Here is a 21,298-nt window from a genome sequence, read left to right as displayed (position 1 = left end):
TCGGCAGAGATGCTCTTGCATTCGACTTCACCACTGACCGTGGCGCGGGAAAATGCGAGATCGCATTGGCCTGTGTTGTCGAGATCGGGAAATTAAAGCTCGAAGCCATCGATCGCGAGACGCTGTGCGATATCCATCTCGAGATAGAGGGCGGCAAGGCCGGTTTCTGCTTTCAGCGCGTCCCGAAGACGCCCGGCGAGCGATTGCTTGCCTTGGGCGCTGAGTGAGGCGTGGACTTCGACGACCGTTGCCGCGAAGTGAAGCCCGGCCCAGGCCTGCATATCGGCATATCGGGGAAGGAGCCGGCGTTCCTTGGCGAGAATATCGCATTGGTGGCTGATGGCGAGTTCGAGCCAGTGATAGTCGGCCACAATCTTCGATCGGTATGCAGACCGTTGCTGTTCCGCATCGAGTTGGTCGGCGCGCTTGAACCAGCGCTCGCGACCTACAAGAGCCAGAAATTTTGAAAGGTAGGGCGCGAGTTCGTCAAGCGTCGCCGGCCTCAGCAATTGCATCTATCGAGCAGTGCCGTCGGCTGCGGGTGTGGGGCTTCCGGGGGCGCCGGCGTCATTCGCTTGGGCAGGATCGGGTGTAGGTAAGCTGCCGCCATTCTCGATGCCCGCCTGAACCTCAATGGCCGTCGGCGGGGCGAACAAGCGCTGAAGTCCCCCCTCGCGGACCCAATTCGCGAGCATCGCGCCGACGACTAGCATGAGAATGAGCGCGATCACGCGGTAATAGGTTTGCTCTCGTTCGATGGTGTGGATGCGGCCGGTCAGATCCTTGTCGACGTCCTTGATCTTCTTGTTAATGCCGGCAAGCGACTGCAGTTCTCCCGAGATCCCCGGGATCAAATCCGGAGGGAACGTGAGTTGAACCGCGGTCTTTCGTCCGCGCTTCGTCTTGCGATCGAGGTTCGATAGCCAGAGAAGAAACATCGGCTGGCCCTGCCGCAGATGGACCGGTACCGGCCCCGCGTTGTAAACCGAGAAGATAAGGCGCCCCTTGAAGCCCGGGTCGACGTGGAAACCCGATACGTTGATCAGGCCGCGCCATTTGATTTTCGCCTTGATCGAAATGAAGCCCAGCGCATCGTCGGGAATCTCGACGATTTCCTCGGTCAGGAGAAAGCCGAACTGACCGGGAGGAATGGTGAAGGCTTGGTTGTCGTTGAGCTGACGGATTGTGACGCTCTGCGGGTCTTCGGTCTGGTCGTTGGGCGAAACGTAGACCTCCCGACCCATGTGCAAGGTGTAGGCCGAGCAGTCTACACAGTCCTCGTCGAACGGCGTTATGAGACTCGAGAGACGCTCTGCCAGCGTTTCCCCGCTCCAGAATCCGACCGGCTCCATTTTGCCCCCATTTGTCAGAAATACGCTACACGAATCTGACAAACCAACTTTCCGATTTGTCAGAACGGTGTATACATGCATCTGACAAAGGAACCAGCATGCGCGGACCCGGCCTCGACCTCAAAGCCGCTATAACGGACCGGATGGCCGACGGCAGCAACCCGTCGGTTTGGACCCCGCGCGACTTTCTCGATCTCGGATCACGGGAGGCTGTTGATCAAGTTCTTCATCGCCTGGCACGCAGCGGCGATATACGACGCATCGCGCGCGGTCTCTACGACAAGCCGCAGCGCAACAACCTCACCGGCAAGCCGACCCATCCTGACCCTCGCTCGGTCGTCGACGCCTTGGCACGCCGCGACCAAGCTCGAATTCTTGTCGACGGCATGACCGCGGCGAACGATCTTGGCCTGTCGGACGCAGTCCCGGCGCGGATCGGGGTTCACACCGATGCCCGCCTCAAACCAATCAAGCTCGGCAACCTGCAGATCGACTTCAAGACGACCGCGCCGAGCCGTCTCTATTGGGCTGGCCGTCCTGGCATGCGCGTCGTGCAGGCATTGCACTGGCTTCACGATGCAGGAGGCGATACCGACCCGGCTGTTGCCAAGCGCTTGCGCAGCCTGTTTGCCGATCCTGACCATGGTGCAGCGATTGTCGACGATCTCTCAACCGATCTGCTCGCTCTTCCAGCATGGATGCAACAGATCCTGCGCGACACGATGCCCAGTCGCCGAAAGCCACCTCGCTCATGACGATGAACACTGCCTATGCTCAGGTTCTCGCTGCCACCGTGAACGACAGGCGCGATCTGTTCGTTGGTGCAGGACAGCGCCTGGGCACTGCGCCCCAGAACATCGAGAAGGATTTCTGGGTCTGCTGGACGCTTGATGCATTGTTCAATGGGCCAGCATCGCAGGGGCCCCGCTTTCTGTTCAAGGGTGGAACGTCGCTTTCCAAAGGCTTCGGCCTCATCGAACGTTTCTCCGAAGACATCGACATCACCGTGTTTCGCGAGGACATTGGCGAGGAAGCCAGCGTCGAAGCGCTGGAAGCAATGTCGGGAAAGCAGCGCCAGGCCAAGCTCGATGCGATCAAAGGCGCGTGCCAAGCGTTCGTCGCCGGCGAACTTCTCGCCCAACTCTCGACAACGCTCGCCGAGGCGGTGGCAGCGGCAGACGGAGAGACCGCCGCCGGAAGAGTCGAGCTCGATACAGACGATGAAAGCCGTCAAAGCCTGCTGCTCTGGTATCCGAGCGCCACAGAAGCGTCAGATGGCTATATTCGCAAGGCCGTAAAGATCGAATCGGGCGCCAAGTCCGCGCTCGATCCGCACGCGCAGCACACCATCACGCCCTATCTCGCCCCGGACCTACCGGACCTTGATCTCACAGTCGCCGATGTGACGATCGTAAATGCGGAGCGGACCTTTTGGGACAAGGTGGTGATCCTGCACGGGCTGCGACGCTGGTTCGACGCACGCCAGGTCCTGCGAGCAGGAGGACAGCGTGTCTCGCGCCACTACTACGACGTACATCAGCTGATAGCCGCCGGAGCGGGAGCCGCGGCGCTCGCCAATCCGGATCTCGGCCGCGATTGCGTTGCACATGCCCGAATGTTCTTCAACAGTCGCGATCTCGATCTCGCTCATGCCCAACCAGGTAGCTTCTCGCTCAATCCGACCGACGCAATGACCGTCGACTTGCGCCGCGATTACGACGCCATGGCGGGCATGATTTTCGGGGAGGTGCCGTCCTTCGAGGCCGTGCTCGCCAGTGTCGATGACCTTGAGTGCACCTTGAATGGATCGCCCTCGTGATTCTCGCACACGGCATCGACCTCGTCGATATTCCCCACACCACTGCTTTACTGCACGATCCGACCGATCAGTTTCTGACTCGCTGTTTCACGACCCAGGAACAAGAAGCGGTCGGGGCTGGGCAAGACCGTGCGGCGCGTCTGTCCGGTCGGCTCGCCGTCAAGGAAGCGGTCATGAAAGCGCTCGGCACGGGCTTTGCCGAAGGCGTTGGCTTCCTCAGCATCGAAGTTGTCAAGCTGCCCTCGGGCGCGCCCACCATTGTGCTGCATGACGAGGCGGAGCGCCGGGCCGCTGCGCTCGGTATCCAATCCTGGCTGGTGAGCACGGCACACGAAGGCGATATAGCGGTCGCCAGCGTGATCGGTCTCGGCGATCAGGGTGCACCCAGATAGCGGATCGCACGTGCGTCGAGGTCGACGAAAATTTCGCCGCCCTTATTGGCGAGAACCTGGCGCCACACCGCAAATCCCTCAAGGATAGCGCGTTCCCAGTCGGCCGCGGTCGCTTGCCCCACTTCGAGATGCGAGGTCATGCTTTGGATCGTGCGAAGCAAGCCGTAATCGACCTCGCTGATGCCTTCGAGGAAGCTGTGGACGCGCGCATAATTAAATGCCAGCGCGGAGACGCCTTCCTCGATGATGCGCGCGCGGCCACCGTCCTCGACTTCTTCGAGCAACGGATGGCTCTTGCGCTTGCGCTTTAGGAACGCCCGCAGGTTCGGCGACCAACCAAGGAACGCGGCATAGGCAAGATGGAAAACGTCGTGAAAGCGATAGCCGTCGGGATCATAGGAATTGTCACCGAGCAGGCACCCGATCTCTTCCCCGTCGACCGACATCCGGACCTTCGGACGCTCACTCGAACCGGGCTCTTCGGCCAGTCGCACAGTCATCTGACGAGGGAACCGCTCGGTATCGGGAAATCCGGAATCGAGCTGCGGGGCTTCGCTACTGGCAGGAGCAAAGCGTGCCTGCACCTTGTCGAGGTTCTGTTGCGCAATCAGCCCCAGATCCAGGTCGAACTTGCTGGCGACGTTGGCAATATACCAGAGAAGATCGCCTAGTTCTTCACCCACACGATCCTTGAAGAGGCGGTGCGCTTCCCCGTCGCGAAGGTGCTTCTTGTATTCGCTGAGAAGCTGGCCGGTTTCACCAGCCAAACCAAGCATTGGCACGATCAACGCGTTGAGGACCGCATCCTCGCTAGAGCCCGGGACCTGGTCGGTCAGCAGGGCCTGCTCCTGATATGTCTTGAAGTCGATTGCCATATCCTGCCCTTAGCCGTCTTCTGCTTCACACTTCAAAGTCGCGGGCCGCGAACTTTCAAATGCTTCATTCGGCATCGCGCCGGCAGCGATTCGATCATTGATCTCCCATTTGGGCGGATACCAGAATTCGATCGGGTTTGCTTGCGGAGCAAACTTTTGCTTGATGCGTGTACGCCCAGTCCACCCTGCGATGTCGGGGTGCGCAACGCGGGCGAATTTGTCGACTTCGCAAAACAGGTTTTGACAGTCGATCAACTGCAGCCGCCGGCCCCATAGCGATGGGAATTCCAGACCAAGGCGCGCGCACTCCTCCTCCTGCCTGTCTGCCATTAGGCGGATCAATTCAGCATCGCTCAGGCCGCCAGTGTCGGCGAAGCATTTGCGCAATCCATCGCGGGCGCCGGGCCCGGGGATCACAAAGTCCATTTCCGAAAAATCGGTCACCTCGCTGTAATTCACGTCGGTGACGAACTGATAGGCGAGAAAGTCGCCGATCGTCGGGAAGGCGCGCAGCAACTCGAAGCCGTCTTGCATAGTCAACGCCTCAGCGAGCTTGGCCGGTAAAGCCTTCGACATCATGAGTTCGAGCAGCTTCAGATGGTTCTGATGCTTCGCCTTGCAGCCGAATGCCGAGCTTCCCGGCGGCATGATGTAGGCTGCCGAATAGATGCGCGTGCCCTCATCCATCGCTTTAGTGAGAATGCGATCAAAGTGGTCGAAGCGGTAATCCGCGAAGCTGATAGGACCGACCGATCTTTCGAGGAGCTGCCAGGTCTCGATCTTGTTGAACAGCTTGAACAGCAGGATGCGAAACACGACCTCTTCCGGCGTGTCAGGCAGGTCCTCGCGATATATGACATTGCGGATCAGATATTGGCTGACCCGGTCGGACGCCCGGTAGGCGTTGGTGAACTTGTAGGTCGCGAGCACCCGATTGCCGGTCCACGGAGCCGGTTCGCCAAGGGCGCGGCGGTAAAAGACGCGCTGCCTTTCCGCGGCGAACCGCCAGTAGCTATCATAGACGGCAGTGGTTTTGGCGGGGGCAAGGTGGCTGGAAACGATGATCGGAGCTTTCCGCTCGGAATCGACATCAAGCCTTTGCTGGATTGCCGCAGGGATCGTGGCGGGGCGGCCGCGTTTGCGGCCGTTCGAGGCGCTAGATTTCGCCATAATTGAATTACGCAGCAGCCGCAGTGAGCTGGGCAGAACCCACGTCTGTCAGCGCAGCGACCGGAGAGGCTGCAATGCAAAGACGGGCCGCCTCGATTAGCGGCTTCATGGCGCCATCGGTCTTCCCGATCCGCTCCAGTTTCGCGACTCCCACGTTCACATTGAGTCGGGCAAAAGGCATTGTCATCTCATGAGCCATAAACGCGCCGAGCTGAGCGAGCCCGAGATAATTGCCATAGGCTTTGTCGAAGATCTGCTGTGTCGCATAGAACGCATTGACGACCAGTCCCGCTGCCGTCGGCACGAAGCTAACATGTTGCAGGCACGGGAATTTGAGTTGCGCACTTGCTGTATGGTCTCGGGCAGGATCGAAAGTCGTAGCTTGCGCAAGGGAATCTCTTACTCCACCTCGCTTATTCCATTCGCTCAATATCCACTCCAGCTGATTTCCATCGCAAGGACCGCTGCCGTACATCGTCAACCGTTCGAAATAGAGGCCACGGCTGTTTGCCTTGTCCCTTGCACGGTAGAATGGAAAGGACCAACCATAGTACTGAAACAGTTTGGCGCGGTCACCCTGAGCCATGACCCACAGCCGCTCGGGAAAGATCGTGAACGCAACATCCTCGACCTTTGTCTTCCCCTTGCGGTGGAGCAAGGCGTCCAGTGATCGCCGAACTGCTGGATCTTCGGGAATGGAGTAGTCGGCAGGAAAACCATCGACAGTCAGCACGAGCGGTGCGACTTCCACACCGGAATGCTCCATTATATAAAGTATCAACCGGCTATAGGTTTCGGATATACTGCGACCTTCAATGAGCAGCGGAACGCTCGGCTTTGAGCTGGTCTTAGTCATCATCGTCATCCTCCAGATGGCGGAACTCAGCGAGCCCGACATATGCGGTTCGCGCGACGCGCCCGAACGCGGCCCAGTCGCCGCCCGGGCGGTCGAGCCTCACCAAGCCCGGACGCTTCGCTTCAAACAAGCGCCCATGGGCAAGATCACCAATCGCAGTAACTGCGTTGCCATGAGCGATAGTCCCTGTCGGCAGCAGGAGCAGGTGCCCCACTTCCGCGTCGATAGCAGCTGCGCCCCAATGTTCATCGGCAACGATGAGCGGCTGCGGCGTCAGCGCGCCGAGAATCTGGGCGCGTAGCGACTGTGGCGTGATCTTGCGCAGCTCGTCAGCCCGCGAGCGACCGATCATCGCCTCACCCCACAGCAGGTGCGTGACCAGCGTTGAGTACCCGACCCCAAACTGGCAGGCGATGCGATAGATCTCCGCAGGCGTCGCGGTCTCCGGCTTGAGCCCGCGGAGGGCAAAGGCGTTGCGAAGCCCCAGCGTTGGCATGAGCGTGTAAGCGGCAAAGGTGTCGGCGCTATACTCTTCCGGTATATCCCAGGGTCGGACGGTCTGGTTTTCGCGCAACTCGTCGATTGAGGAGCCGTGCCCGAGCGCATGATGGCCGAGCTCGTGGGCGCAATTGAAGGTGCGGCGGACCAGCGGACGCTTGCTCGACAGGTGGATGCGCGGTGGCGAGCCGCGTTGGTACATGCCTTCCATGTCGATGTCGTTGAACCGTACGCGTACGCCGTGCGCCTCAGCCACTGAATAGATGCAGATGGGGCTGACGAGGTCCTTACCTGCCTTCAGGCGAGCCGAGATCGCTGCTTTCATTGCCTTGTCGGCTAAGGCGCGGCGGTGGTGCATCATCGGCTTGGCAAGCGCTTTCATCGGTTGGGCTCCTTCTCGTCGTCGTCCGACTTCATCGCGGCGATGAGTTTCAGGAGGCGGTTCAGATCGTCGGGTTTGAGTTTGCTGAGTTCGCGGGCGGCAAGCTGCAATTTTGGATCGTCGGTGGCGGCACGTTCGGGCGCCTCGCCCAGCAGCCACGCCACCTTGGTATCGTAGAGGTCGGCCAGCTTGGCGAGCTCATGCGCGGCGATGCGTCGGTTGCCGGCTTCCATTTCCGAAATGGTAGGGCGGTGCATGTTCATCAGCTTAGCAACCTGTCCCTGTGACAGCCCGGCAGCCTCGCGCGCTGCCCGCAATCGGGAATGGATCGTTGCCGACTTCAGCGAAGGATTGTCATTCATTCTGCCGCAGTCCCTTCGGCTTCCTCGGCCTCTTGCGCCTCGAGGATCTTCAGGACGAGCGCGACTGACTGATTGATTGCTAGGGGCTCCTTGCTCTCCTCATCGACGAAAATGTTGGCCTCGCACGGGATGGATTTGCTGAGCGCGATGCCCAGCATGCCGGCTGCAACCGGCCACACCTTGCTGGTGAACTTCGGAAGTGTTTCAACCGGCTTAGTGGCACCATCGATAGCGGGACATTCTTCGCCGCTGAGGGACTGCACGGTCTGCAGCACCTCAATCAGCTTGGTTCTGACAACATTGGGATCCATCACGACTCTCCGGCTCTTACGGGTGGTAAGATATGCTTACCACCCGGGATGTCAAGAGGCCCTTGTTCGCAGTGTCGCAGCTACCTGGGCTGGCGGAAGACCGGCGCCGACCAGGTCCGGCGGGGGCAGCCCGGCTACGGGAGCCACTTCGATCGCGACAATAATGGCATAGGCTGCGAGTAGCCGCTCCTAAATCTCGATATCGATTGGCCGGGCCTTTTCGCGAGACAGTTCACGCTCGGTATCGCGCGCCGGCTGCTCGGTACAGCTCTTCGAAACTCCTTCGGCTGCGGCATCTCGCAATCGTTCCGTCACGTCCAACGCCGAGGCTTTCTCGCCTCTGTTGCGCGCCACCGCGCCTCCCAACTTCGCAGCACTGTCGACCACCAGCGTCAGATGATCGCGCAGACGTGTGACGGTGACCAAAAACGTCTTCTGGTTGGAGAGATTGCGCTCGCGGCTGTCCATGACGGCAATGCCCCGATCGGATGTCAGCCCTTGCGCCATGTGCGCGTTGAGCGCGTAGGCGAGATCGATCCGCTTCAGCATCGGGTCTCCCTCTTTCAGCTGGAGCTGCTCGCCCTTGGATGTCTCAATCGTGACGCGATCACGTTCGATTGAAATAACCGTGGCGCGGTCGGCATTGAACAGTCCGCGTCGGTGATCGTTGCGCGTCCAACGAATCCGATCTCCGCAGTGAACCTCGAGCTCGCGCCGCTCGAATAGTGCCAGATTGTCATTCTTGCCGGTTCTTCGGATCCGTGCGGGCCGCAGCGAGTGCTGACGGCCGCCATCGTCCTGCAGCCGAACGACACCTGTCTCATCGATGCCGCGAACGGCGTATTCGCCGCGCTTGAGCCCCAAGGTGCGCTCGGCCTTCGCGACCTCAAGCACCATACCGGGCCGGTAGGCAGCGAGGTAACGCAATTCCTCGCGGGTGAAGTTCACGCGGTCGAGCACCTCTAGCGCGATATTCTCCGGGCCGATTTCCCCGTTCGCTTGCAGGCCGCGTTGGACTGCTTCGTTGACCGCAGAGCGAATCCTGCGGCCTGAGGCATAGATGGCGGTGAGCTCGCGCTCAGAAGGCGGCAACGAGAGCCAGCGTTCCGCCGCGACGATCGCTCCATCGCCTTCGGCTTCAACGGTGTGACCCTTGAGATGGTCCAATGCCGATCTTACGAGACCCGCCTGCGCGGCCGCCTGCGCCTGGCGCAGTACCGGATCGCGGCCACGCTGATTGGTGTTCATCTCGGCCTTGGCGATGCCGCCCTGCTGGAGCAGCGCGAAGGGCTTGCCGGCATCGACCGCGCCCAATTGCTTGCGGTCGCCCATCAGGACCAGGCGATGGACGCCGGCCAGGTTGGCGATGCGGATCAGCTGTTCCTTGTCGGCGTTCGAAACCATCGAGGCCTCGTCGAGCACGAGAACATGGTTCTTCAAGGCCGCCTTCGCTTCGGTTTGGCGCTGGCCATTACCTGGCTCGTCGATCAGCTTGCCCCAATCCTTGAGGAAGCGGGCGAGCGTCTGCGAGCGGATGCCCGTGTCGCTCTCGAGCATCTGCACCAGCGTGTTCTGCACCGCGAGCCCGATCACCGGATGGCCCTCTTCGCGCAGCACTTCGGCCACCGGCTTCAACACGCTCGACTTGCCCGCGCCGGCGACGCCCTGAACGGCGATCGTCCGATGGACCGAGGCCAGGATGAGCCGCGCGGCACCGAGCTGCCCCTCATTGAGCTTGAACCCATGATTGATCTCGGCCGAGGCCTGAACGCGGCTTTCGGCTTCGTCGCCCGCAATGCCGGGCTTGATCGCGCCGTTGCCTTCGGCCGCCCAGGCAAGAATGCGCGTCTCCACTTCAACCGCCTCGCAATTCGTGACCCAGCCCCTGTGCTCGCCTGTCCCCTCCAGCAGATGTCCCGAGCGAACCAGCGACCGAACGGCGGCTTCGACATGGCCGATCGTCGTCGGCAGCCCGAAATCGAGCGCGGCCTTATAAAGCGCATCGCGTTCGAACCCGGCCTCGCGCTGCGAGAGATGGCGCACGCCCGAGGCGACCGCCTGCGCCGCCGCGATGGCTTCGGGACCTTTCTTCAAGACATGGCTCGGCACCAGCGGGTCAGGCTCTTCGCCCGAAATGCGCGCGGCAAACTCCCGCAGGCGAGCGATACCGCGCTCGATCAGCGTAGCCGGGCGCGCGGCCTCTTGCTCCTGCCGCGCGGCTCGAAGATGCGAAGCTTCGACCAGCGGCTCGAGGTCGAGTCCGATCTCCTTCGCCGCCTGATCCCAGCGAACGGCGAGCGCACCGCGATCCTCGATCGACTCCTTCTCCGAACGAGTGACAAGGGCGGCAATCCGTCCTGCCTCCAGTCCCGAGCCGCGCCGCGCATCGAGCACCTCTTGGCGCCGCGTCGAGAACGCCATCAGTTGTTCGCGGCTGATCCCGCGCGCTTCGAAATTGCCGTGCTTGAGCGCCGGCCCGGCCTCGTAGCCGAGCTTTTCGACGCTCGTCCGAAAGCGCGCCATCGCAATCGAATTGAGGAGCGTGTTTAGGGACCATAGCCGGTCGTTCTTGAGGGTGCGCCAGGCGCCGTCGGGTCCGCGTGTAAGGTTGGCGACGACCGCATGAAAATGCAGATTGGGTTCTTGGTTGCGGTTGGTATCGTGCTGGAAGAGGCCGATGGCGAGGTTGCCGGTCGCGACCGTGCGCACCTGCCCTTTCTCGATGAGCCGAGTTTCGGCGGCATTCTTTTCCGCCCAGGCGAGCGTCTCGATGACAGCCTCGCGGTAGGCCTCGACGATCCGCTCGTCCTTGCCGAGGAGAGCCAGCAGCGACCAGCTCTTGGGTAGCGAAAAGGTGAGGTCGGTGCCCGGCCGATGCCACTGGCCGGGATTGCCGACGCTCGATCCGTCGGGCAGCTCGCCGCGCAGCAACGCATCGAAAGCTTTGGTCTCGACGCGGCCCTTCAGGCCCAGCAGATCGGCGCCTTTGCCGATCCACTGGCCCGAACGGTCGGCATCGGCTCTGGCGTAGTAGTTGTCGGCGGCGAAGTAGCTCGCCGCGGCCGACGGCGAGCGGACATTGGCGACAGAGAGCATCGGCGGCGGATCCCGTTTGGCCCCTCAAGCCTCCCGCCAGGCGATCAGATATCGGGCCCGATATCGCCCAAGTCGCGGTCCTGCTGTTCGCGCGCGGCGCCTCCCAGCAGCGCGCGCTGCTGATCCTCCTGTTGCCGGTGGTCGGCGCGGTTACGATCGCGTGCCGCATCCTGTGAGGCTTGCGGATCAGGGACATCCGGGCGCGACGGCTTGTCCGTCAGGCCGGCGGGTTCTCTCTGGCTCTCCCTGGCTTCGCCGAGCGGCAATTCGGATTGCGCGTGTGTGCCGGCTTCTGGCTTGGCGCTCGACCGGGATGCAAGGCGCGTATCGATTGCAGGATCGGTGGGCAAGGATGCCTTGGCCGTGGCTTGCTTCCCATTCTTGCCCGATTTCGACGCGATCGACTGCGCCGCGCGATTGCTCCGCAAAGGTGCCTTCTGCGGTTCAACCGATAGGCGATCCTTTCGCGCCAGACGGCGCGACTCGCCGCCCTCGTCGTCGCTCCCTGCGCGATGCTCCGCATTTCCCCGAGTATCAGAACGATTACTGTCGCTGCGGTGTGCTGGGCCGGTTCGCGATGGCGTCTCACGCGCGATGAAACCCTCGGCGACACGAGGCCAGCCGCGCGGGATCAGCGTGACCGGCGCTGCCGGAAATCCATCCGGAAACTTGATGAAGCCCGACAGGCTGGGAAGCTCCATAAACTCGTCCGGTAGGAGCAGGGGAACGACCTGTCGGCGGGGCGTCAGGCTGACCGCGTCGCGGGCGTTGTTGTAGCCATAGCTGTAGCCCTCTTCCATTTCGCGGACCTCGCGGTGCCCAACGACATCGGAGCACCAGGTCGCGGTTTCGCGGTCGGCGGTGGCGAGGATCAGCTTGGTCCTGGCAAGCGAGGACAGGGTCATCGCCATATTCTCGCCGTAGACCTCTTTGAGCTTGGCGAAAGCGTGCACACCGGTGACGATCGCGCCGCCAAAGTTGCGCGCGGTCTGCAGGCCCTTCTCGAGTGACGGCAGGCGGTGCAGAGCCCCCAGTTCGTCGATCAGGAACCACAGTTTGAGGTCACGCGTGCGCCGCCCGGTCATCAGCGTGTTGATCGCGGTATCGAGCCACAGCGTGAGCAATTGCGAGAGCACGCTCATGTCGACATAGCGCGCTGAAAGGAACAGCAGCGAGCCCGGTTCGCATGTTCCCCGAACCCACCTTCGGATCGAAAACGGCTCTCCGTCCGAAGGCAGCATTTGCATCGCCTTGGCGTTGACGTTGAACACCGCACGCACCGATTCCGCCATCTTGGCAGCGCTCGGCGTGGTGATCGGCCCCGCCATCGTGTCCTCGAGCAGCTTGTGCAGATCGGACAGGTCGGCGTTCATGAGCTCGTCGGCGAGCGCCTGGTTGCTGCCCCGTCCTTCCGCGGCGAGCTTTATGCAAGTCTCGACGAACATGGTGCGCGCGGCGAGCACCCAGAACTGCTCCGAGCCGCCCCCGTCGTGGGGCACGAGCGATTCAGCGGCGGAATGGAATTCGGCGCGCGAGGTGCAGTCGTTGAACACGCTCCACGCCGGGCAGCGGGCGTCGAGTGGGTTGAGAATGACGTCGCGATCCGCCTCGTAAAAGGTCTCGATGAAGGCCCCGGTGAGGTCGAATATCACCGCGCGCTCGCCCCGCTCGCGGATTTCGTCAACGAGATCGGTGAGGGCCACGGTCTTGCCGGTACCGGTGGTCCCGACCAGCATCGCGTGGCTCTGCTCGCGTCGCCACGGCCAGCTCACGCCGCCGAGATGCGCGGGGACATACAGCCCCGCTTCGCGCAATGATGCGCGACCGGCCAGACGCCATGCCCAACCCATTTCGCTGCCGTATTCGCGCGCGCGTTCGCGGGCGTTGTGCCGGGCGATGTCGCTCTCCAGTTCGGGCAGGCTAGCGAGCGAAGAGCCGCGCACATGCTTCTTCTGTTTCGAGCGCTCGCCGAAGCGTTCGGCAATCCACCAGAAGGCGATGAACAGCGGGACGAGGACCAGGCTTGCAACCAAGAACGTACTCCGCAGGGCCTCCCCGAATGCGGCGACCGCGGCGCGCATCGGCGGGTACTGGGTGACGACCGACATGGGAAAGGCGGCGGTCTCGCCGTTGCCCAGTTTGAGGTGCACGAGCTTGGCGGGATCGAACTCCATGAAACCGTAGGCGGAGGCGTAGAGATGCATCCACAGGAGATAGACCTCCTGCTCGCTGAGCGAGGATTGCACCTCCCACCAGCCAAGGCCGAGAATGACGAGCACGGTGACAAGCAGCGGTCCCTTGAGGCCCGCCGCAAACATGAAGCCGAAGTGGCCCAGCAGCTGGCTACCGCGGGTGAAGTTGACGAGATTATGCTTCATGCTCGCCTCCCTTGCCGGAAGCCGGAATGAGACCGAGCCGCTCCAGCCGGCGGTGATAGGCAGCCAGCGTGCGCTCCCTGAGAGACTCGTCGGCATGGTGGGTTAGCAGCGCGTCGAGCGCGACTGTGGCGAACACCCTCTGCCGCTCCGGATCGGCCCCGGTGGGGCGCAGAAGAGCATCGTTGTCACGGGTCCAGGCGGCGACCAGCAGGTCGCGCACGACGATGCTGACGCTGACCTGCTTGAGGCGCGCCTGCGCCCTGATCCAGTCCGCGATTAGCGGCGGAACATAGCTCTGCAGACTTTGATGACGTTGCACGTTTCCAAGCTCCTTGAACGATAAGGAACCTGGTTCACCCTGCGGAAGGCGAGGATCAGACTAAATCACGGGCAGCCTGTAGGAAAACGGAAAGTTCGCCCATCTGTTCAAGGCTTTATGGCAGAGTGATTTACCCGCAACTTGCGAATCCGCTTCATGCATCACCGGCAAATCAGTTGCTGCATCTCGCGAAATCAAGATCTATCCCATTGAAGAGACATTGAAACATCCGGCAGCACCGCTGCGTACGGTGTGCCCACTGTTCCCCATTGCGCGGCCAGTGCCAGTTGCCGAAGACGCTGTGTTTTTGAGGGCATTTGCCGCCTTTCGCCTAAGGAGCGTGAGCTATCCCTCGTCGGCGAGATTTCAGGCAGCAGGAAATGAGTTCGGCCCCGGCCCGACAAGAGATCGCACCTGCGAAAGAGGCGGCGGCAAAGGATCATGTGCGAAGCGGCCGGAACGGGGTCTGTCGTTTCGGCCCGCGCGCGCTGGTCCGACCCGCCGCCGGTTCGCAAGTGCGCGCGGGGCCCGGAACAAGAAGATCGCGCCCTCAGGAGCGCATTGCCAGATGCGCGGGACAGAGCGCGTCCACAGCCCCGCTCCGCATCCCCGAACCATCGTCCGGCGAGCATGAAAAAAGGGCGAAGAACCGTCGCCGGTTCCCGCCCTCTCTTCATCCTCAGAACTCGTCGAGCATTCCCCCGCGCACGGTGTGGACCACCCGGTTTGTCAGATGCGCCGGCAGGGCGTTGTAGTCGCCCTCGTCGAGCGCGAAGTAGCCTAGGGTCTCGTCCTCGACGATATGCTGATCGAAGTAGCTGTGCAGCGCGCGCCGTTCGGCAACCGCCAGTGCTTCGAAGTAGCTATCCGCGTTCGACGCGATTGGAGCAAGTGAAGCCATGATATCCTCCTGTTGTCTGTCCTTGAGACGACAGGAGGTCGGCCGATGGTCTTGCGGATCCCGGGTCCAGGATCGCCCTCCGGGCGACCGCGTCAGCGGCGGTGGGGGCAACGATTTTGTCGGACCGAAGCGAAGCGAAGGGGAGGCAAAATGGTGGGGCCCCGCCGTCCTTGACGCGGGAGCCGCAAGTCCATCACCATGGACGATCCGTGAGCCAGGACCATTCCTCACCTCTCGAATGAAGGGAGGGCCGATGAGAAGCGCAAAAAAACTCTTTCCTACACCCCGATGAGCCCGGCAGACTGAATGGTGGAGGCATCAAAGAGGGGACGAGGAAAGGACCCCACGAATGCCCACGAAGCGAAGCGCGGTCGATGCGCTCAGGAAGCTCGAAGCCGACCGGCAAGCTCTCGACGAGCGGCAACGCGAACTGGAAGAGAAAGCCGCTCTAGAGCTGGGGCAACTGATCCTCGGATCAGGTATCGAGGCGTTCTCGAGGAAGGGCCTCAAACAGGCCAGCGAGATGCTCGGCAAGCTCGGTGAAGCCGAAGCGCTCCGGCGGCTGGGAAGCGAACTAGCTGCATCCGGTCGCAACGGTACGCCCGCTGCTTCCTGAACAACACGAGAAGGAGCCCTGCCGCGCTTGCGGCAGAGCCCCTTCTCGGTCGCCGGTTAATCGATGACGTCAGTCGATCTCGGGCGCGTCGCGGTTGTCTCCGTCGCCATACCTGGCGTTGCCGCGCGAGAGGAAGTCGACCTTGTCGGCGAGGATCTCGCAGCCGTAGCGCTTGACGCCATCCTGGTCTTCCCACTGGGTGTAGTGAAGCCGGCCCTGGACCGAGACGAGCTGGCCCTTGGTGCAGAACTGCCCGACGGTCTTGGAGAGGCCGTTGAAGCAGGTCACCCGGTGGAATTCGCTGTCCTTGGCGGTGTAGCCGTTTTCATCCTTGTAGGTCTTGCCGTCCTTGTCGCGCAGCGGTCGGTCGGTGACGACGGTGATGCCGGTGACGGAGGTTCCGCCCTTGGTCTCGCGGGATTCGGGATCGCGGGCGAGACGGCCGGTCAGGATTACGAGATTGGTCATGTGACTGGTCCTTCGGTCTGCCAAACCGGAAACCATTTTCCGGCTTGCGAACATCCAGAAGAAGCAGGGCATGGGAGGACTGCACCGCAGGGCGCGCCCGCGCCCAAGGGAAACGCTTTTGCAAGGGGTGGTGCGGGCAGGCAGCGCAGCTGCCAACACGGCCCGAAGGCAAAGGCGTTGCCGGCCTCAGCTGACCTGATTCAGGACTGTTCGCGAAGAAGCCGGATTGGGTTCGGGTGGCCTGGCGAAGGCGCACGCGGCGCCGCTCTCCTATCCGCCCTGCCCCTCACCCTCGCTAGCCGCCAGCAGGTCCATGAAATTGCGGGCCGCCTCCCGATCGTCAGCATCTTTGAGCGCCGCCTCAAGGTCAGGCGCAGAGCCAAGCATGTAGAGCAGCGCCCACAGGGCAAAGCGCTTGCCGCGGTCCTTTTCGAGGCCGAGATCGACCTGGCAGCGCTCCAAACCCGAGGCCAGCACATCGGGACTCACCGCTGCAAGATCGGTGGATGAGAAGTATCGTTGGAGCAGGTCGTCGAGGTCCATGAGGAAGACATAGCGTCATTTCCCGGAGTCTGAAGCCAGGGCATTCGGGACAGCCATGTGAAGTGCACGACAAAGTCGCGGGATGGCCGGCGAGCCGTGGTCGCTGGATGCGCGGCTTCGCCAAGACCAACCAGTCTCTAGGCGGCGAGAGCCTGCGCCGGAACTATGCGCGCAGCCTCACGATCGGAAAGGAGGCGCGAGGCATCGTCCATCACAGCATTGATCCATTCAGGGCACCAGCTGTCGCAGAACTCGTCCTCGCTGCGAACCTCGGACCCGAACAGGCGCTCCAGCTTCCATAGGAGCGCGGAGCGATCCGGCGCGGGCAAGAGAAGCAGGTCGCGCTCCCGATCGCACATCATGTTGCAAAGTCGCTCGACCTCGTCGCTCGCTGCGTCATACCCCAGTCGTTCCTGCGCGGCCTTGTGATCGAGCCATGCCTGCCGGACCTCGGCGGCTTTGGTGCGGAACACAGCGGATACGTGATCGTCCCATGCATGCAGATCGTTGGCTGGGACCTGATAACGGGTCTTCTGTCCGCTCTGTGCCACGACCTCGAACCAAAGGTCAGGCCGAGGAGAGATTCGGTCCAGTTCATCCGCAAGCGGCTGCCAGACGACTGTATCGAAGCGCTCGAAATCGGAGCGTGCCGATTGGTAGGTCGACATCGCGTCATCCCAAAGATGAGTTGCGGTCGGGCCGCGAACCGCGACGATCGTTGCATGCATGTTCATTCAATTTGCTCCTGCTTCCGGCGCTCCTGTGGTTGGCGCTGCGAAAGAGGAAATGAGGACGGCGGATTGCAATCGGGTTTCCGAAATGGCGCAACAGCGGGTGAATTGCCTCGCGCTCAAGCTGCCGGTGCGCACAAGGGACTCTTGCGCGCCGGGGCCACTCCAAAGATGCGGGACACTCAGGCAGCGGTCTCTTGGCCGCCACAACGCATTCGAAGGGCGTGACCTCAGCCAGCGCCAGGCTTGGTCCCCAGCAGACCGCGGCGATCGACCACGGTGATGCGGCGTGTCTTGGCTTCGATGACGAGACGCTCGGTGACGCCATTGCCGGGAAAGGCGATCACGTAGCGGGGGGCCATCGCCAGCATCTGCTCGTTGCGCTTGAACCCGGCCCGGGCACCCAGCCTACGATCGAGACCGAAGGTCAGTTGCTGTACCTCGTGGCGTTCGGCCCAGGCGGCTGCAAGCCGATCGGCGCCCTTGCCGTCGCCGCCATGGACGAGGAGCATATCGGGTACCTGCTCGCGCACTCGGTCGAGCGTGGCCCAGATGTTGTCCGCATAGCTCGTCGCCTCCTCGGTCGTGGCGAAGCTCGCGCGTCCTCCCGCGAAGACCACGGCGGTGCCTTCGGGCGTGAGTGCGGCGCGCCGACGTTCTGAGCGGACCTTGAGGAAATCGCGCGCATCGATGACCGCAGAGGTGAGGTTCTTTCCGTGCGCTACGCGCGACCCCGTCATCGGCTTCCAGGACGCCCCGGTCTCTTCGCGGTACAGCATCGCCGCGACCTCGCGCATATGCTCGAAGGCGAGCATGCTGGCTTCGGCTGCCTGTGCGCGCTCGACTTGCTCTTCGAGGTTGCTCGAGTGGACTTCCGAGCCATCGGCCGCGGAAAGCAGCGCGCGGATCTCGTCGCTCGCGCGATCGACCTGCGCGGACTTGCGGGTCGCCGCGCGGTGGAAGAGATTGACGAAGCCCCAGGCGATGTCCTCGGCGTTGGCCTCGAGCGCGGTGTCGGCGAACAAGGCGAACAAGTCGGACCAGACGGCCGCGAGGGTTTGCTCGCTCGCCTCTTCGGCGGGAAAATCTGTTTCGTTGAAAGGTGCGGGTTGAACCGAAAAGCCGGCCAGATCGAGTCCGGCAAGTTGGGCGGTGAAGCTGTCGTACATGGGTCATTTCCTCCTGAGCGAAGGCGACTGCCGCAGGAGAAGAGAGACGAATCCTGCGGCCTGTTCGCCGGGCCCTGAAGGGACCGGGTCGAGGGGGCCGCCGCACCGCGCAGCGGGAAACCCCGCAAGGCAAGGCTGGCGCGGGCCACACGGGCCGCAGCCTTGCGCGGGTTGCGGCGGAACCGGACCGGTCCAGGGCCCGCGCGAGCGAACGGGGCATGCAGGAATTCTGGCTCCGGCAGGCCGTGCAAAGAGGGATAGTGGAGCCGGGCTTCAGCCGAGCGAAGGCAGCCCGAACTGCTCGGCCGTGAATTCCAGCACCTCGCCCGAAGGAAACGCGGCCAGTGCAGTGAGGCGCCGACCTTCGAGGCGCAGGTGCCAGCCGCGTCCGTGATCGGGCTGGGCCTTGGCAAAGCACGCGGGATCGAACAGCGCGAGATTGATCCCCTGTGGATCGCGCGCCGACGGCGAGCGGATCGCCTGCCCGCCCGCGGCACGAGCAGCCTCGGCGAGAGCCTGACACGCGGAATAGTCGACCGGATCGACCCAGCGTTTGCTGTCGCGCGACAGAGGCGGCCGCGTAGTGTCGAGCGCGCGGGCAATGGAGACGGGAATCGAGAAGCTCAGATGCTCGCTGGTGCGGTTGCCGGGGACGAACCCGGGTGAGCGGCTGATGAAGCGGAGCCGCCAGTAAGCGGTTTCGGTGATCGCGGTCTGCTCGGCCTCGCTTGCGTAGAAGATGCCGGGTCGCTCGTTCGCACGCCGAAAGCGGCTGGCCACGCCGTGGCCGTAGCGAAAGGGCGAGGCGAGAAGGTAGTGCAGGCCGCGCGCTGCCTTGGGCAGATCGGGCTTGGCCGCATCGGCAAGTTCCTCGAGCCGCTTCTGGTCCGCGAGAGTTGCGGCAAGGCGATTGGTCGAGATGCGATGCTGCGCCTCGACGACACGCCAGACGGTCCTGCGGTAACGGCGCAGCTCAGACGCGAGCGCGGTGGGCGTCCACATAGTCGCAAACCGTCATGAGACCCTTGAAGCTGTCGATCAGGTCAAGAGGCCGCGCCTCGAGGTCGAGATTGGGAGTCGCGAGCCAGGCTCGCGCAGCCATATCATCGCTGCCGAGCAGCGCATCGAGCGAGCGGAACAGGCGCAGCAGAAACTGGCCAGCTTCGAACGACTTGCTGGCCGGATCGAGCTCGGACCTGCCCGAGCGCAAACGCGAGACGGTGGCCTGAGACAGCCCGAGAACCGCACCCAGCTTGGCATTGGTCAGGCCCCAGAACTCCGCAATTCTAGCGATTGCGGTGGTCAGGACCTTGCCATCTCCCTCCTCGACTTCAGCGGCTCTCGTTGCCATCAGCGCATCCTTTCATATGCACGATATAGCAGCTAGATGCGCATTTGAACAGACCTGGGTTCAAAGATCGCCTCGCCGCTCGAAAAGCGCCCAATCATGCGGATCTCGCCGAATATCGCTTCAAAGCGGCTCGCCACCTGCGAAAGCCAGCGCTGTGCCCGTCCGGACCGCGGGTGATTGGCATCGGCATCCCAGTAACCACCGTCGTCGCGCTCGGCGAGCCAGACGGCGACAAGCCCACAATAGGTAGAGACCCCGCAATCAGCAAAGGCATTGCGCAGCAGGATGCGGTCTTCGCGGCCGCGCCACCCGTCGCAGGGTTGAAGAGAGGGGAAGGTGCTGCGCGCAGTCTCGATGACCTCCTCGACCAGACACTCGTATTCCCATTCCCAATCATCTTCGTGTCCATTCTCTAGGGTACGGAAGGCGACGACTGCGCCGGGCGGATAGCTGACGGAACGTCCCATCACCCACTCCCCTCAAGCCGCTTCGGCGAGATCGGCTGCCGCAGCCTCGCTACCGGCACCCGAACGCCCTCCGAGCCTCAGGATGAGGCTCGCAGCTACTTCCGCCTTGGCGGCTGCCGTGAGCATGGCTCGATCATCGGATTTCAGGAGCTCGAGCCAATGCGCGATGTAGCTCGCATGATGGTCGAGATGCGCAACCGGCAGACCCAGCTCGGCGCCCAGGATCGCGGCGGACAGCTCGGCCACCAGTTCCTCGGCCGCGTAAGATTCGCTTCCAAATCGGTTCTTGAGATCGCGACCCAGACGTGAGCCATGCCCGGTCCAGTGCGAGAGTTCGTGCGCCAGCGTTGCGTAGTAGTGATCGTAGCCATCGAACAGCGTCGCCGGCGGCATCGTAATCCTGTCCAGGACAGGCTCGTAGTAGGCTTCGGCCCCCTGATGCCGAAGTTTGGCCCCCACGCTTGAAAAGAAAGCGTCGAGCCGCTCTTCCCGTCCCGCAGGCTCGACTGGCTCGAACTCAGGCTTCGCGCGATACATCTCGGGCAAGCCATCGCACTGGTCGGCGTTGAAGACCGCGTATGCCTTGAGGACACGTCGCTTCTCGGTGCCTTCTTCGCCATCATCGCCTTTGATCTGCTTGTCGTAGCTCTTGTAGAAGATCGCGATCGTCGACTTCTCGCCCTTGCAGACCTGCCCACCAAGCTTCTGGCACTGCCGGTACGTCATCCAGTAGGGTGACATGAACCCGGCAGCCTCCGCGATCATCCAGAGCCAGAAGGTGTTCATGCCTCGGTAGGGCGTTCCGCAGCTGCGCAGAGGTCGTGATACTGGAACCCCGCGCCATGGCTTTATCCATGGCTTGGTTCCCTGCTCGAGTTTCTCGATAATCGCAGCGGTTATTTGCGCGGCGGGGGTCGGCCCGCCGCGGCGTGTAAACTTCGACATGAGGTGTCTCCTGATTGCCAGGACGAGACCGTCCCGGGGCAATCAGAAGGAGCCCTCTTTCCTCTCACCGAGGTAAGTGGCGGCTTCGCGCCCTAATTTCGCTCATTCTAGATGTTGGCGCCGTCGCCTCTAAGCTGCCGTTGGTTCAGCCTAGAGTCGATGGCAGCAAAGCGCCCCAAAAGCAGCCATAAAGTCAGGCGAGGACAAACCTGAAAGCTGCCGTTCCAAAGTTTCGTCTGATTGAGGAAAATAAGCCTTCAATCGCAGTAGGTCGAAAAATTTTCTTCACGGTGCGTT

General features: G+C 62.4%; 25 protein-coding genes. 5 read left to right on the top strand and 20 right to left on the bottom strand.

Features of this window, described 5'->3' with window-relative positions; translation table 11 throughout:
• Nucleotides 1-92: 92 nt before the first annotated feature.
• Nucleotides 93-515 (bottom strand): hypothetical protein, encoded by a 423-nt coding sequence (locus LHJ54_RS00120; protein WP_228241467.1) that lies wholly within the window; start codon nt 513-515, stop codon nt 93-95.
• Nucleotides 516-1,352 (bottom strand): deoxycytidine triphosphate deaminase, encoded by an 837-nt coding sequence (locus LHJ54_RS00115; protein ID WP_228241466.1) that lies wholly within the window; start codon nt 1,350-1,352, stop codon nt 516-518. It abuts the gene before it with no gap.
• A gap of 98 nt (nt 1,353-1,450) precedes the next feature.
• On the opposite strand from LHJ54_RS00115, the gene LHJ54_RS00110 reads away from it, so the two are divergent.
• From LHJ54_RS00110 to acpS, 3 genes are read left to right on the top strand one after another with little or no spacing between them, the layout of a single operon-like run.
• A complete protein-coding gene (locus tag LHJ54_RS00110) occupies nt 1,451-2,107 on the top strand; it encodes a DUF6088 family protein (RefSeq protein ID WP_228241465.1) in 657 nt (218 codons plus the stop codon).
• Nucleotides 2,104-3,171 (top strand): nucleotidyl transferase AbiEii/AbiGii toxin family protein, encoded by a 1,068-nt coding sequence (locus tag LHJ54_RS00105; protein ID WP_241721410.1) that lies wholly within the window; start codon nt 2,104-2,106, stop codon nt 3,169-3,171. The genes LHJ54_RS00110 and LHJ54_RS00105 overlap by 4 nt, the downstream gene beginning before the upstream one ends.
• Entirely contained in the window at nt 3,168-3,563 is a 396-nt protein-coding gene (gene acpS, locus LHJ54_RS00100; RefSeq protein WP_228241459.1) for a holo-ACP synthase, read from the top strand. Before LHJ54_RS00105 ends, acpS begins: the two co-directional genes overlap by 4 nt.
• Here the strand turns inward: acpS and LHJ54_RS00095 are convergent.
• The 6 genes from LHJ54_RS00095 to LHJ54_RS00070 are packed head-to-tail and all read right to left on the bottom strand — an operon-like array spanning nt 3,545 to nt 8,017.
• Complete coding sequence (locus LHJ54_RS00095; RefSeq protein WP_228241458.1) at nt 3,545-4,438, bottom strand: nucleoside triphosphate pyrophosphohydrolase family protein; 894 nt, start codon at nt 4,436-4,438, stop codon at nt 3,545-3,547. The two genes, acpS and LHJ54_RS00095, sit on opposite strands and share 19 nt — an antisense overlap.
• 9 nt (nt 4,439-4,447) lie before the next feature.
• Nucleotides 4,448-5,608: a nucleotide kinase domain-containing protein gene (locus LHJ54_RS00090; RefSeq protein ID WP_228241457.1), complete on the bottom strand. Its 1,161-nt coding sequence runs from the start codon at nt 5,606-5,608 to the stop codon at nt 4,448-4,450.
• A gap of 7 nt (nt 5,609-5,615) precedes the next feature.
• Nucleotides 5,616-6,467, bottom strand: a complete 852-nt coding sequence (locus LHJ54_RS00085) for a thymidylate synthase (protein ID WP_228241456.1) — start codon at nt 6,465-6,467, stop codon at nt 5,616-5,618.
• Nucleotides 6,457-7,344, bottom strand: coding sequence for an ImmA/IrrE family metallo-endopeptidase (locus tag LHJ54_RS00080; RefSeq protein WP_228241455.1), 888 nt, complete (start codon nt 7,342-7,344; stop codon nt 6,457-6,459). The genes LHJ54_RS00085 and LHJ54_RS00080 overlap by 11 nt, the downstream gene beginning before the upstream one ends.
• On the bottom strand, nt 7,341-7,706 hold the full coding sequence (locus tag LHJ54_RS00075) for a helix-turn-helix domain-containing protein (protein ID WP_228241454.1): 366 nt from the start codon (nt 7,704-7,706) through the stop codon (nt 7,341-7,343). Before LHJ54_RS00075 ends, LHJ54_RS00080 begins: the two co-directional genes overlap by 4 nt.
• The gene (locus LHJ54_RS00070) at nt 7,703-8,017 is read right to left on the bottom strand and encodes a hypothetical protein (protein ID WP_228241452.1); all 315 of its coding nucleotides are present in this window, start codon (nt 8,015-8,017) and stop codon (nt 7,703-7,705) included. Before LHJ54_RS00070 ends, LHJ54_RS00075 begins: the two co-directional genes overlap by 4 nt.
• Before the next feature lie 48 nt (nt 8,018-8,065).
• Here LHJ54_RS00070 and LHJ54_RS12725 point away from each other — a divergent pair, with 48 nt between their 5' ends.
• Entirely contained in the window at nt 8,066-8,200 is a 135-nt protein-coding gene (locus LHJ54_RS12725; RefSeq protein ID WP_373457038.1) for an excalibur calcium-binding domain-containing protein, read from the top strand.
• A 6-nt stretch (nt 8,201-8,206) separates the two neighbouring features.
• Here the strand turns inward: LHJ54_RS12725 and mobF are convergent, their stop codons facing one another.
• The 4 genes from mobF to LHJ54_RS00050 form a co-directional block, all read right to left on the bottom strand.
• Nucleotides 8,207-11,113 carry a MobF family relaxase gene (gene mobF, locus LHJ54_RS00065; RefSeq protein WP_228241450.1) on the bottom strand — a complete coding sequence of 969 codons (2,907 nt, stop codon included), beginning with the start codon at nt 11,111-11,113 and terminating at the stop codon, nt 8,207-8,209.
• Between the two features lie 44 nt (nt 11,114-11,157).
• A complete protein-coding gene (locus tag LHJ54_RS00060) occupies nt 11,158-13,491 on the bottom strand; it encodes a type IV secretion system DNA-binding domain-containing protein (RefSeq protein WP_228241447.1) in 2,334 nt (777 codons plus the stop codon).
• A complete protein-coding gene (locus LHJ54_RS00055; protein WP_228241445.1) occupies nt 13,481-13,810 on the bottom strand; it encodes a hypothetical protein in 330 nt (109 codons plus the stop codon). The genes LHJ54_RS00060 and LHJ54_RS00055 overlap by 11 nt, the downstream gene beginning before the upstream one ends.
• Before the next feature lie 679 nt (nt 13,811-14,489).
• Nucleotides 14,490-14,711: a hypothetical protein gene (locus LHJ54_RS00050; RefSeq protein ID WP_120717187.1), complete on the bottom strand. Its 222-nt coding sequence runs from the start codon at nt 14,709-14,711 to the stop codon at nt 14,490-14,492.
• A gap of 349 nt (nt 14,712-15,060) precedes the next feature.
• On the opposite strand from LHJ54_RS00050, the gene LHJ54_RS00045 reads away from it, so the two are divergent.
• Nucleotides 15,061-15,327 (top strand): DUF6437 family protein, encoded by a 267-nt coding sequence (locus LHJ54_RS00045; protein WP_228241443.1) that lies wholly within the window; start codon nt 15,061-15,063, stop codon nt 15,325-15,327.
• A gap of 69 nt (nt 15,328-15,396) precedes the next feature.
• Here the strand turns inward: LHJ54_RS00045 and LHJ54_RS00040 are convergent, their stop codons facing one another.
• The 8 genes from LHJ54_RS00040 to LHJ54_RS00005 form a co-directional block, all read right to left on the bottom strand.
• Nucleotides 15,397-15,795, bottom strand: coding sequence for a single-stranded DNA-binding protein (locus tag LHJ54_RS00040; protein ID WP_228241442.1), 399 nt, complete (start codon nt 15,793-15,795; stop codon nt 15,397-15,399).
• Nucleotides 15,796-16,065: 270 nt separating this feature from the next.
• The gene (locus tag LHJ54_RS00035; protein ID WP_228241440.1) at nt 16,066-16,338 is read right to left on the bottom strand and encodes a hypothetical protein; all 273 of its coding nucleotides are present in this window, start codon (nt 16,336-16,338) and stop codon (nt 16,066-16,068) included.
• Nucleotides 16,339-16,475: 137 nt separating this feature from the next.
• A complete protein-coding gene (locus LHJ54_RS00030) occupies nt 16,476-17,072 on the bottom strand; it encodes a hypothetical protein (RefSeq protein WP_228241438.1) in 597 nt (198 codons plus the stop codon).
• A 227-nt stretch (nt 17,073-17,299) separates the two neighbouring features.
• Nucleotides 17,300-18,238, bottom strand: a complete 939-nt coding sequence (locus LHJ54_RS00025; RefSeq protein WP_228241437.1) for a DUF2493 domain-containing protein — start codon at nt 18,236-18,238, stop codon at nt 17,300-17,302.
• Nucleotides 18,239-18,511: 273 nt separating this feature from the next.
• Nucleotides 18,512-19,240: an RES family NAD+ phosphorylase gene (locus LHJ54_RS00020; RefSeq protein WP_228241435.1), complete on the bottom strand. Its 729-nt coding sequence runs from the start codon at nt 19,238-19,240 to the stop codon at nt 18,512-18,514.
• On the bottom strand, nt 19,212-19,589 hold the full coding sequence (locus LHJ54_RS00015) for an antitoxin Xre/MbcA/ParS toxin-binding domain-containing protein (RefSeq protein WP_228241434.1): 378 nt from the start codon (nt 19,587-19,589) through the stop codon (nt 19,212-19,214). The genes LHJ54_RS00020 and LHJ54_RS00015 overlap by 29 nt, the downstream gene beginning before the upstream one ends.
• Nucleotides 19,590-19,621: 32 nt before the next feature.
• The gene (locus tag LHJ54_RS00010; protein WP_228241433.1) at nt 19,622-20,056 is read right to left on the bottom strand and encodes a hypothetical protein; all 435 of its coding nucleotides are present in this window, start codon (nt 20,054-20,056) and stop codon (nt 19,622-19,624) included.
• A gap of 12 nt (nt 20,057-20,068) precedes the next feature.
• Nucleotides 20,069-21,001, bottom strand: a complete 933-nt coding sequence (locus tag LHJ54_RS00005; RefSeq protein ID WP_228241432.1) for an ArdC family protein — start codon at nt 20,999-21,001, stop codon at nt 20,069-20,071.
• Nucleotides 21,002-21,298: the final 297 nt, after the last annotated feature.

This window comes from Porphyrobacter sp. GA68 (assembly GCF_022605525.1).
In the GTDB taxonomy this organism is placed as follows: domain Bacteria; phylum Pseudomonadota; class Alphaproteobacteria; order Sphingomonadales; family Sphingomonadaceae; genus Qipengyuania_B.
This window is presented reverse-complemented; position numbering and strand designations above follow the sequence as displayed.